The 12,043-nt window shown below is 50.2% G+C and carries 11 protein-coding genes; all 11 read right to left on the bottom strand.

Going from position 1 to position 12,043, the window contains the following annotated elements; all coding sequences use genetic code 11:
- Positions 1–58 precede the first annotated feature (58 nt).
- The gene (locus DEALDRAFT_RS12140) at positions 59–460 is read right to left on the bottom strand and encodes a S1 RNA-binding domain-containing protein (protein ID WP_008517869.1); all 402 of its coding nucleotides are present in this window, start codon (positions 458–460) and stop codon (positions 59–61) included.
- 87 nt (positions 461–547) lie between these two features.
- Positions 548–898 carry an FtsB family cell division protein gene (locus DEALDRAFT_RS12135; RefSeq protein ID WP_008517867.1) on the bottom strand — a complete coding sequence of 117 codons (351 nt, stop codon included), beginning with the start codon at positions 896–898 and terminating at the stop codon, positions 548–550.
- Positions 899–974: 76 nt separating this feature from the next.
- Positions 975–1,451, bottom strand: coding sequence for a spore cortex biosynthesis protein YabQ (gene yabQ, locus DEALDRAFT_RS16160; protein ID WP_008517865.1), 477 nt, complete (start codon positions 1,449–1,451; stop codon positions 975–977).
- Positions 1,452–1,472: 21 nt separating this feature from the next.
- The gene (yabP, locus tag DEALDRAFT_RS12125) at positions 1,473–1,763 is read right to left on the bottom strand and encodes a sporulation protein YabP (RefSeq protein WP_008517862.1); all 291 of its coding nucleotides are present in this window, start codon (positions 1,761–1,763) and stop codon (positions 1,473–1,475) included.
- A 102-nt stretch (positions 1,764–1,865) separates the two neighbouring features.
- Positions 1,866–2,897: a SpoIID/LytB domain-containing protein gene (locus tag DEALDRAFT_RS12120; protein ID WP_008517860.1), complete on the bottom strand. Its 1,032-nt coding sequence runs from the start codon at positions 2,895–2,897 to the stop codon at positions 1,866–1,868.
- Positions 2,898–3,242: 345 nt separating this feature from the next.
- The gene (locus DEALDRAFT_RS12115) at positions 3,243–3,515 is read right to left on the bottom strand and encodes an HU family DNA-binding protein (protein ID WP_008517859.1); all 273 of its coding nucleotides are present in this window, start codon (positions 3,513–3,515) and stop codon (positions 3,243–3,245) included.
- A 94-nt stretch (positions 3,516–3,609) separates the two neighbouring features.
- On the bottom strand, positions 3,610–5,055 hold the full coding sequence (locus tag DEALDRAFT_RS12110) for a bifunctional methyltransferase/pyrophosphohydrolase YabN (protein ID WP_008517856.1): 1,446 nt from the start codon (positions 5,053–5,055) through the stop codon (positions 3,610–3,612).
- 3 nt (positions 5,056–5,058) lie between these two features.
- Positions 5,059–6,675 carry a putative polysaccharide biosynthesis protein gene (locus DEALDRAFT_RS12105; protein ID WP_008517854.1) on the bottom strand — a complete coding sequence of 539 codons (1,617 nt, stop codon included), beginning with the start codon at positions 6,673–6,675 and terminating at the stop codon, positions 5,059–5,061.
- Positions 6,676–6,833: 158 nt separating this feature from the next.
- The gene (gene spoVT / locus DEALDRAFT_RS12100; RefSeq protein ID WP_008517850.1) at positions 6,834–7,388 is read right to left on the bottom strand and encodes a stage V sporulation protein T; all 555 of its coding nucleotides are present in this window, start codon (positions 7,386–7,388) and stop codon (positions 6,834–6,836) included.
- Positions 7,389–7,499: 111 nt separating this feature from the next.
- The gene (locus DEALDRAFT_RS12095) at positions 7,500–8,459 is read right to left on the bottom strand and encodes a SurA N-terminal domain-containing protein (protein WP_008517848.1); all 960 of its coding nucleotides are present in this window, start codon (positions 8,457–8,459) and stop codon (positions 7,500–7,502) included.
- 37 nt (positions 8,460–8,496) lie between these two features.
- The coding region (mfd, locus tag DEALDRAFT_RS12090) for a transcription-repair coupling factor (protein ID WP_050780823.1) at positions 8,497–12,043 on the bottom strand (3,547 nt) is incomplete at its 5' end.

The raw sequence follows: 12,043 nt of genomic DNA, 5'->3' as shown, positions 1-12,043 counted from the left end.
TCGCAGAGGGTCCCCGATTTGCAAAAAAAACAAGTATCCCGAATGGGATACTTGTTTTTTATAAGTTTACACGAAACGGTGATCCTTTACCGCCTCGCTTGGATTCGGTACTGCGGCGCAAATCCTGCAACCGTTCATCACTGTCTTTCATGAACTTATTGAGCTTATCTTCAAAAGAAAGGCGTGAAGCTTTGCTCTGGGAACCACGGCCGCGGCCACCCCCACCACTCTTAACCTGCTTTATGGACAAGCCGATTTTTCCATTTCCGTCTACGGAAAGGACTTTAACCTGAACCTTATCCTTTTTTTGCAGGTGTTCATTGATATCCTTCACATAGGAATCAGCGACTTCGGAAATGTGAACTAGACCAGTTTCTCCGTTGGCAAGCTGTACAAAGGCTCCGAAGTGAGTGATGCCAGTAACCACTCCTTCTACTATGGCGCCCACAACTAAAGACATACGAACAAAATTCCCCCTTGCAATACTATCTAACCTAATTATATATGCTTTTACCCATTTGTCAAGAATAATGGGCATTTTATAAAATTACTGTGGCAGGTTGTCCGGTTTCTGGAAAAAAAACAATAATTCTCCGGAACGGACCATGCCCAGTTCCTGTCGCGCCATTTCTTCCAGATAGGCCGGCGAGTGCAGCCGTTCAATTTCTGCCTGCATTTCTTCGTTCTGTGCCCTGGCACCGGCAATTTGCGCGTCAATCTCATCCAGTGTCTGGCGAAATTGGACAAGGCGCCAGTACTGTGCAGCAAAGAGCAGGCCAAAATAAAGAACCACCACAAGAATCAGGCCCATAATCAGCCGTTTTTGCCAGGGACGGCCTCCGCGGGCGCCCGGCAGATATGCTAAATTTTTGCTTTTTGCAGCCGTCACCGCTCTCATAGTACGCCCCTTCTGCCGCCTGGGGCGGCAATAAGTTAACTTATGGCACATACTATTCATTCGCGGCTCCCGGTGATTATTCCTTCTTTTTCCTGTTAATCTTAATTTTAATTTTTTCCATTTTATTCCTTGCCCCTTTTTTGCAACCCACCAGCACCCCACGCGTTTTAACGCCAAAGGCTTTAATCACCCTAAACGCCGCACGTATCGGCCTGGTCACAAATCGCCAGCAGGCAATGATTCTCTCCAGGATACTAACCATGAGGGAATGGCAAAAGCGGCTTAAAATCAGGGTATAAAAAATTCCACCGGTGCCTAAGCCGATAAAAACATACATCCGCACTTCTCCCCAGTTACTGGCCAACAGCGCCAAAAAAACCATAACGGTAACGGAAAGCCAAAACAGAAAATCCACGATAAACTGCATACCACGGGAAAAACGAATAAAGCGCTTCACAGCCCTTAGCATATCATAGCCCAGGCCGATGAGCAGACCCAGCATTATGGTAAGGGCAAATGTATGAACCTGTTGGGCAATAAAAGCATCTTGCACAGGCATCCCCCCCGGCTTAGCCTATTTAAAGAGACGCTCGAACAAGCCTTTGCCGCGATCACGGAACCGCTTGTCGTCGGAGTATGCCAACTCTAAAATCAAGCCCTCAATGCCCAGCTCCCCCTTTTCCAGGTTGAGCTGTTTAATGTGTAAATCTTCCCCGCGAATGGCCAGAAGCCCCTGTTCTGTCTCCAGAATAACTTCCTCATCATCAAAGCTGTCCACATGTAATACTCCGGTCACATCCATGACTTCCCGGTTATGAATAACAAGCTTATGACTGCTTTGCGGTTTGCTGTAAGAATGCTCCATATTTATGGCCCCCTTTTTCACTATGTTGGTTCTATTTCCATAAATATGATGTGGACAAGATTTTATGCACGAAAAAAGGCGGCCAGGCCGCCTTTTTTCGTTTTATTCCCAAAGGTTCACTATCTCGATGTTATCGTAATAGTACTGAACTATTTCTTCAGCACTCTGGCCGTCCTCGGCCATGGCCCTGGCACCCCACTGGCACATGCCCACACCATGGCCGTAGCCTGTGCCCGACATCACCAGTTCGTTTCCTTCCACCTCAATTTCATCCACAAAGGTGGCCCGCATCTCGGTGCTGCCCAAGGCCAGCCTGAATTCCGGCGCCGGCACCTCCACATCATTGACGCGAAAGACGGTTACACGGCCGGAAGGACCTTCATCGGCTATTTCCACACTGGTTACTTCTCCCGGATCATCTCCGGTGATGGATTGGACAGCTTGACGCACCTCAGAAAGGGGGAAGCTTTCTTCCCAGTCCCTTTCCTCTTCCGGGATAATATCCTGGGCCGGGCTGTCCACGATGTGGATGTACGGTGGGTTTGGCCCATCAAAGCCCAGTCCTTCATCGGCCAGTGCAGTGCGAGGTCCGGCATAAGCATGGAACCATCCCCGGATAAATTCCCCGCCGTGAACTGCTACCTGTCCGCGGGTTCTTTCCACTGCTTCCCGCACATTATCATTTATTTCGTCTGCATTATAGGCCTGAAACTCCTGGATATCCGTGGATGCATGGGCATTTCGCTGAGGGACTCCGCCGGCCTCGGCAATCTTTTGCAGAGTAAAGCTACGGGCAATAATGGCCTGAGCAGCCAGCGCCTCCTGATCCCAGTCGGGATTCATTTCCGCAGCCACCACACCCATCAGGTATTCTTCCATTTCCATTTCAGTTACCTGATTCTCCTCAGCGATGAAGACACGCAACCGGGGCTCCTGGTTATCTCCGGCATCAATCTCCTCCGGAATTGGGGGAGGTTCTGCAGCGGGCCTGCGGGGGTCCAGCGGTGTATCCTGCTCCGGATCCGGTGCCGGGATCATCTCCGGCGCCCTGCGCAATTGCGGACAACCGGCAACGAGGGTACCTAGCATAATAATCACCAACAATGCCAGCAAATATCGTTTTTGCTTACTCACTATTTTGCCTCCTCTTTCTTGTTCGGTACTGTTAGTATTCGAAGGAAGGAAAAAAATATAAGCAATTAAATAAAAAAAACACGCCTATTCAGTTCCTTCAATGCGTGTTTTTTAATACTGGTTACCTTAGCAGCTTCGCTAACTGCGAAGCGTTATAATTTCCTACCAGTACACAAGAAAGGCGCGCTTATTCGGTTCCCTCAGCGCGCGCCTTTCAGTACTGTATACCGCTGCAGCTTTTGCAAATGCAAAAGCGTTATAATTTTCTACAGTAAAAAAAAACCAGACTCTGAGAGTCTGGCGTCTTTGCAGCTATGTAGCTGGAAAGCTTGTCCCGTAATATAATTATTTTACAGTATCCTTTAAAGCTTTACCTGCTTTAAAGACAGGTACCTTTACCGCAGGAATGGTAATGGTGTCGCCGGTGGCGGGATTACGTCCCTCACGGGCTTTGCGCTCGCGCACATCAAAGGTACCGAAACCAATAACCTGCACCTTGTCACCTTTTGCCAGAGCATCGCCGATGGTGTCAAAAATTGCATTCACTACTTTTTCCGTGTCCTTTTTTGTCAAGCCAGCATTTTCCGCAACATTGCTGATAAGTTCAGACTTGTTCACAAAATTCCCTCCTATAACAGTGATTAAAATACTTGGAATACTTTAAGCTTATTCGCGATAATGTTAGCAAATCCTTCCTAAAACAAAGGTTTTTTTAACCATTTAGGCGTTTTTTCGCTTCATTCCACCATTCGTCAAGCTTCGACAAGGAATACTCTGCAATCTCTCCCCCTTCATCCCGTGCTCTATTTTCCACGTGACGGAGGCGCGTGAAAAATTTGTTTGTGGCCGCAGCCAAAGCTTGCTCCGCATCCACATCCAGGAATCTGGCCACATTTACTGCCGCAAAGAGTAAATCTCCCATTTCTTCCTTTATTTTAGCCCCATCCTGCTCTTTATATGCATCTTTTAATTCTTTTAACTCTTCTGCCAGCTTATCCCAAGCCCCCTGGGCATCGGGCCAGTCAAACCCCACACCGGAGGCCTGGCGCTGCAGTTTCTGTGCTCGCAGCAGGGACGGCAGGTAGTTTTCCAGGGTGAATAATGATTTTCTGTCCTTCTTTTCATCCTTTTTAATCTGCTGCCAGGTACGTACCACTTCATCAGCGGTCTTGGCATCACCCTGACCAAAGACATGGGGATGACGCCGCACCAGCTTTTCTGTAATGCCCGCCACAATGTCATGAAAAGCAAAGGCCTGGTTTTCATTGGCAATCTGACAGTGAAAGACTACCTGCAATAAAAGATCCCCCAACTCTTCACACAAATCGTCGTTATCGCCGCTGTCAATGGCGCCAATTACTTCATAGGCTTCTTCCAAAAGGTAGGGCTTTAGGGAATGATGATCCTGCTCGCGATCCCAGGGACAGCCGTCCTCACTGCGCAGCGTGCGCATCACCTGCTGCAAATCCGCAATACCGTAAGAAGCGATGGGCGGCACATAAATTGTGGTGAGGTGATCTATAAAGGAGAGCCTGTCCAGCTCATAAAGCGGTACGGTAACCATCATCTTTTGGGCCGCTAAGCCTGCACCACGGACTACGGTAACACGGTGCTCCTCGGGATATAAAGTAGCCAGTTGGAGCTTGACCCGGGAGGCAATCTGGCGGTTGTAAGCCTGAATAATCAAAAGATGCTTGTCCGGGTTGTCCAACAGCTTGTCCGGCTCCAGCGCATCATGAACTACCAGTTCCTTCTCCCGGGGCAGGCCAAGTTCTGCGCTCACCGCTTCCACAAAAGAAACGGCAGGCAGTGCCCGGCAGGAAATACCGGCAAGAGCGGATTTCTTTAAAATCAGCTCCACCGTTTTTTCCGCGAAAAAAGGGCTGCCGGGAACCGCATAGGCTACTTCGCCATGCTGCAGCGCGGCATTAATGACAAAGAAAGCAATTTTACGGTACGTCTCTTCGAAAGTGGCGGATTTTTTATAAAAGAAATCCAATGACTTATAGTCAATATTGTGCCTGTCCAGCATGGAAACGCCGGGATGCCTGTGGGTCCGGATATAAACTTTCTTCACTTTTTCCAGAGTTTGTAAAGAACGGAGGGTAAGGGCCTGCGGGTCTCCCGGCCCCAGGCCCACCAGATAGATTCGTTTCATACCTTAACCTCGCAGTAAATGGAATTTTTCGGCCAACCGCACCAACGGCTCACCGATTTTAGGCAGCAGGAGCAGATCTTCCCGCCGTATTCCGCCCAGCAGAAAAAGCAATACAGCATAAGCCAGGGCACCGACAATGATGGCAACCAGCGTCACTCCTTTTTCCGCTGCAGAGGGGCTCAAAAATGAGTGCAGCAGGTCAAAATTACTGTAAATACTCAGCACAGCCACCGCCATACCCACCGAGGCAACCAGCGGCTTTAATAGCGTCTCCACCGGGCGCAGCGGCATATCTGCCAGACGCTGAACGCGCTGCACGTTAAGAATGGCCGCTATCCCAAAGCCTATCACCGTAGCCAGGGCAGCGCCTCTGATATGTAACTGCGGGGAAGCCGTTAAGTACCAGGTAAGCCCGGTTTTAATTAACGCACCCCAAAACAGGGTAATTACCGGGTCCATGGTCCGGCCCAATCCCTGCAATATGGCGGATGTGGTCTGATACAGGGTTAAAAAAACCACTCCCAGGGACAGCACCGCCAGAACCTGGCCCGCTTCCGCATTATCGAATAATAATACCGTTATAGGTTCAGCCAACAGATACAACCCCACAGCGGATGGAATTCCCAATAATAGCGTCATCCGTACAGCCAGATACGACCTTTCCCGCACCAGACTGTTTTTCCTTAAGGCCAAAGCTTCAGACATTGCGGGAACCAAAGATATGGCCAGAGCAACGGTAATAATGGTGGGAATATGTATAATGGGGGTGGCCATGCCTGTTAGCTGACCATAAAGTGCCCTGGCGCGGATAGTATCAAAACCGGCGGCATTTAGCTGCTGCGGCACAATGGATAAATCCACCAGGGTAATCAAGGGCATTACCAGGCTTCCTAAAGTAATGGGTACAGACAGGGCAAAAATCCGGTAAATAATGGCACGAATGTTTTCGTCATCTTTAACGCGTTGCCTCTTTAGACGGTGCATAAACTGTTTTTTCTGCCTTAACCAGACCACAACCAGGATTAACAGGCCGCAAAATGCACCGGCAGCAGCGCCGAAGCTGGCCCCGGCAGCGGCATACTCCAGGCCCATAGGTAACAAAAACAGCACCAGCAGGAGGGCGATAACCACCCGTCCCAATTGTTCGGCAATCTGCGAGATGGCGGTGGGCATCATCTGCTGCTGCCCCTGAAAGAAACCGCGGTAAGCAGACATCACTGTCACCAGGAAAATAGCCGGTGAAATACTGACCAGCGGCAGATAAGCCAGCGGGTCGGTAAGAAATCCCGCAAAATATTCAGCTCCCAGATAGAGCAGTGCCGAAATCAGAAAGCCGGAGAGAGCCAGGATAGAAAGGGCCACACGAAAAGTCCTGTATGCCCCGCGATAATTACCGCGGGCCAGGTTTTCCGCCACCAGCTTGGAAATGGCAATGGGCACTCCGGCGGTGGAAACGGCCAGCAGTGTGCTGTAAACCGGATATGCCATCTGGAAAAGGCCAATGCCTTCATCCCCGATGAACATGGCCAGGACAATGCGGAAAAAAGCGCCTACAAAGCGCACGGAAATACCGGCCAGTGTTAAAATTGCCGCACCTTTAAGAAAAGATTGCTTTGTCAAGTCCTCACCTCGAAGCTAAGACTTAATCCCTGCAATCTCATATTATTATAACACACGTTGGAAAAATAACCATCAGTGAAGAATTTGTGTAAATAAGAGAAGAAAGCAGCAACCGCAGTCACTGCTTCCCTGATAACATTTACAATTTGTGCCATTAGTTACTGCTCCATTTGCTTTGCCAAAAATCCGGCCGCCGTTTCTACCAGCTTCAATTCCAAATCACCCATCTTGGCGCCTTGGTCCTTGGCACCGAAGATTACGGCACCGATGGGGTCACCTTCGGAAATAATGGGAGCAATGACCTCTACGGCAAACTTGGGCGCATTATCCTCATCCACATCCTTATAATACTTATGTTCCGCCGTATTATCGATATGGATACTTTTGCGCGTTTCCATTACCTGTTCCACAGCCGGAGAAAGCGGTTTATTCATGAACTCTTTCTTGGGCGCACCTGCGACGGCAATTATTGTATCCCTGTCGGCAATTAAAGCAATATGACCCATAGCCTCATAAAGAGAATCGGCATACTCCTGTGCAAAGTCGCCTAATTCACCAATCGGTGAATATTTCTTCAGAATCACTTCACCGTCCCGGTCCACAAATATTTCCAGTGGATCGCCTTCACGGATTTTCAGTGTTCTGCGAATCTCTTTGGGGATGACAACACGTCCCAGGTCATCGATCCTGCGTACTATACCTGTTGCCTTCAAGCAGACTTCCCCTCCTTTTTCTGCATAGAATTACAGTCTTAACCTCTAATCATAGTATATATCGGAGGGAAGTCTTTTATTCATTTAATTAGAATCGCTAGAAAAGATTTGCTATAGCGTGGTTTCGATTTCAGCAGCTGCAAATACGCCGTCCAGATGCTGGTTCATCAGATCCACACTTAAAGCAACAAAAGCATCCTCGCGGGCTTCTTCAAAGGAAAGCTCCACTTCCGGTGTGCGGGCATGCAGCTTAATCAAATGCCAGCCACCCTGGGTTTCCACCGGTGGGGACACTTCTCCGTCTTCAGAGATGTTGTTGGCGCCTTCCATAAAATCTGACCAGAAATCCTGAGTGTCTTCTGCAATATTATCGCCCAGGTAACCACGATAGCCGGGATGGCCTTCATTTTGTGCCGTGGGATCCTGGGAAAGCTCCACTGCCAGGTCGCCAAAATCTTCACCGGCCAGAATACGCTCCCGCGCTTCCAGCGCCTCTTCCTCTTCATCAAAGAGGATATGGCTTAATTCCAACGTGGCAGGCTGTCTGCCAAAAGACGGATTTTCATCAATAAAAGCCTGAATGTCTTCATCTGTGATATCGGAAGCAAAGTGTTGTTCCAGTTTGTCCACGTAGACATCGGCACGCAAAGATTGCTTCAGGTCTTCCTCGTTAATGTCATACTCTTTGAGTACTTCCTGGAAATCTTCATCAGACATGCCGCCCATCATGGCCCTGAATTCTTCATATTCGGCCTGAAGCTCCTCATCGGAAACGGATAACCCCAAATCTTTGGCGGCCTGTTCCACAACCACGTTTTGTACCATAACACTTAAAATCTCGCCTTCAATCATGCCCCGCAGCTCTTCGCTCTCAAGCATCTGCTGCAGCTCAGGCATAAACAATGCCAACACATTCATATACGCATCAAGTTCAGCGCGGGTGATTTCCTCACCATTTACGTTGGCCACAGTATTGGCTGCAGAGTTTCCGCCGCACCCGGCCACAACCAGCATCGCCAGCAAAAGAACTGCCAGCACCCCTGTGAGCACGCGTTTTTGTCTGAAGAACATGTTACACTCTCCCCTTTTGTTTTTGGACATAACCTAATTATAAGTGAATATTATCTTTAATTGCAAGCTTTTTCAGTTCGTCAAATAGTTCCAAAATAAACAGCAACCGCTCGCCGGCAGAGCGTGTGTTCAAACGGAAGGCCAGGATAAACTGCTTTCCCGTTCCGGCGGTGAGACGCCCCTTAAACTGTTTAGACAGCTTGAGCAACAGGTCCCCGCTCAGGGTAAAATCCTTGGTAAAACGAATCTGAATTTCCCCTTTTTCCTCACTGACCGACGAAACATACAATTCCCGGGCCAATAGTTTTACATGCGCTACGTTTAACAGGTTTTCGGCAGCGGCGGGCAGCGGACCGTACCGGTCGCATAGTTCTTCTTTGGCCTCCAGTACTTGTTCCACACTCTCCACCGCCGCCACTTTTTGATAAAACACGATTTTTTGCCTGGCATCGGAGATATAGCTGGCGGGCAAATAGGCATCGGCCTGAATCTCAATGCGCGGTTCCTGCCGGGTATCTTCTTCCTGTCCTTTATAAGTGCGGATGGCATCCTCCAGCAGCTTAACATACAAATCAAAGCCAACCGCCATCATAAACCCGTGCTGTTCCGGTCCCAGGATATTGCCGGCGCCCCGAATTTCCAAATCCCGCATGGCAATCTTAAAGCCGGATCCCAGTTCGGTAAATTCTTTAATGGCCTGCAGCCTTTTTTCCGCCACCTCGGTGAGCACCTTATCTTTCTGGTAAGTGAGATAAGCATAGGCAATGCGGTTGGAGCGTCCCACCCGGCCGCGCAGCTGATAAAGCTGAGCCAGGCCGAATTTATCGGCATCCTGAATAATAATGGTATTTACATTGGGGATATCAAGGCCCGCCTCCACTATGGTGGTGGATAAAAGCACATCATATTCACCTTCCAAAAAGCCCATCATCACTTTCTCCAGCCGGTCCTCCGGCATCTGGCCATGGGCCACCGCCAGCCGCACTTCCGGCATCAGCTCCTGCAGCTTAGCCGCCCAGCGGTTAATACTCTGCACCCGGTTATGCACAAAATATACCTGCCCGCCGCGGTTCAGCTCCCGCATCACCGCTTCCCGGATCAGGGCATCGGAATACTCCAGCACATAGGTCTGAATAGGATAGCGGTCTTCCGGCGGGGTTTCAATTACACTCATGTCCCGCACGCCCACCAAAGACATATGCAGGGTGCGGGGTATGGGGGTGGCGGTCATGGTCAGTACATCCAGATTTTTCTTAAGCATCTTAATCCGCTCTTTATGGCGCACACCAAAGCGCTGCTCCTCATCCACCACCAAAAAGCCCAGGTCACGGAAGCGAATATCCTTGGAGAGAATACGGTGTGTTCCCACCACCAGGTCAATGGTGCCTTCTTTTAACCCCTTGATGGTTTCTTTCTGCTCCGCCGGGCTCTGGAAGCGGCTTAAAATGCCCACATTAACGGGAAACCCTTCCAGCCTTTCTACGAAGTTATGATAATGCTGCTGGGCCAACACCGTGGTGGGCACCAGAAATGCGGCCTGCTTGTCGTCCATTACAGCCTTAAAGGCTCCGCGCAGAGCCACTTCCGTTTTTCCATAGCCCACATCACCGCATAGCAGCCGATCGGTAACGGTACTCTTTTCCATATCCTGCTTTACTTCGGCAATGGCCTGCAGCTGATCCGGTGTCTCTTCGTAGGGAAAGGCCGCTTCAAAATCTTTCTGCCAGGAATGGTCGGGGGAAAAGGCATGGCCCGGTTCCGTTTCCCGGGCGGCATAGAGCGCCAATAACTCCTTGGCCAACTCCTGTACCGACGCCTGTACCCGGGCTTTGACGCGGCTCCACTCTCCGCCGCCCAGCGCAGACATTTTAGGCTTTTTCCCTTCCACGCCGATATATTTGCGAACCACATCAATCTGCTCTATGGGAATATATAATTTATCATTGCCGGAATATTGGATATAAAGATAGTCCCGTTGCGTTCCGCCCACATCCAGGGTACGCAAGCCCAGGTATTGGCCGATGCCGTGCTGCTCATGCACCACAAAATCACCGACCTGCAGCTCCTGATAGTCGCCGACCCGCACCCCTTCTTTACCTTTGATGCGGCGTTTCTTTTTCTTTTGCGGCAGGATATCCTGCTCGGTTAACAGCACCAACTTTATCTCCGGCAACACAAAACCGCTCTCCAGGCTGCCGTGCAAAAGCGTTACCGAACGCTGGGCCAAATCCGGCTCTGAGAGGGTATAATGGGCCGGAATATTTTTTTCCGCCAACACCTCCACAATACCGGTGCTGCGCTGCCTGGAGGAAGTAAGAATCACCACGCGGTAGCCCTGCCGGCGCCATTGGCCCACCTCTTCTCCAAATAAGTCCCACTGACCCAAAAATTTCGGCACCGGTTTGGCACTGAGTGAAACGCTGCGACGGTAGGGATGATGGTCACTGCTGTGGGCAAAAAGGGAAAAGGCCACCAATTGGGTAAGCAGATTGGCCAGCAAACTCTTATATGACCAGACCATATCTGCCGACCGTGCCGGAAGGTCGCCCTGGGCAAACAGCGTACTTTGCATTTCGCCGATTTCACGGACCAACTGTTCCGCGGTATTTTCACAGCGCTGAGGCTCATCAATAAAAAGCAGGGTATTATCGGGAAAATAATCGGTTATTTTGGCCGCCTGGTCATAAAAGTATAGCAGATACTGCTCCATCCCGGGGAAATACACTTCCTCACGGATTTTTTCCATATGTTCCGCCAGTCTTTCCTGCAGCTTTCCTTCCGCCTCGGTGCGCACTCCTTTGGCCAACTGCTCCGAGAGCTTGGCATCTTCTTTGGCCAGGGCCGAAAGGGCGTTTTTACGTTCCGCCGCCGTCACCACCAACTCCCGCGCCGGAGTCAGCTCTAACAGATCCACCCGTTCCCGGGAACGCTGACTCTCCGGATCAAAGCGACGGATGGAGTCCACCGTTTCTCCGAAGAACTCAATCCGGTAGGGATACGGTTCCCCGGCGGGGTAAATATCAACAATGCCGCCGCGCACAGAGACCTGACCCTGCACATCCACCATTTCCACCCGTTCATATCCGCCATCCACCAGCTTTCCCAGCAATTCATCAATGGGGATATCATCATCGGGGCGTAAAGTGAAACAAGCCTCCTGCCAGGGTGCAAAGGGAGGCATCTTGGTTACCATGGCGGACACGGTGGCCACCACCACAATATTATCGCCACGGGCCAGACGTTTCATGGCAGCTATTCTTTGCGCCGCCGCATCACCGCTCTCCGAAAAAAGATTGCTGTAATAAAGCAGTTCTTTGCCGGGAAAAAGGTAAACATCCTCATCTTTAAAAACCGAGAGCATATCTTCATATATTCTGCCGGCATGGGTTTGATCCGGGGTTACAATTAATACCGGCCTGTCTGTATGGAGCCTCAGTGCCGCCATCAGCATGGTGCGGGCGCTTTCATCGAGTCCGTAGACAAGCTGGTAGCGGCTTTTAACCTTTAATCCCTCCAGCAGGGGTTGCAGTGAGGGCAAGGCCAGCAGCTCTGCAGCAACTTCTCTAAGCATGAAAAATACCTCC

This window comes from Dethiobacter alkaliphilus AHT 1 (assembly GCF_000174415.1).
Classification (GTDB): domain Bacteria; phylum Bacillota; class Dethiobacteria; order Dethiobacterales; family Dethiobacteraceae; genus Dethiobacter; species Dethiobacter alkaliphilus.
Note: the sequence above shows the minus strand (reverse complement) of the source record. Positions and strands in the feature narration are given on the sequence as shown.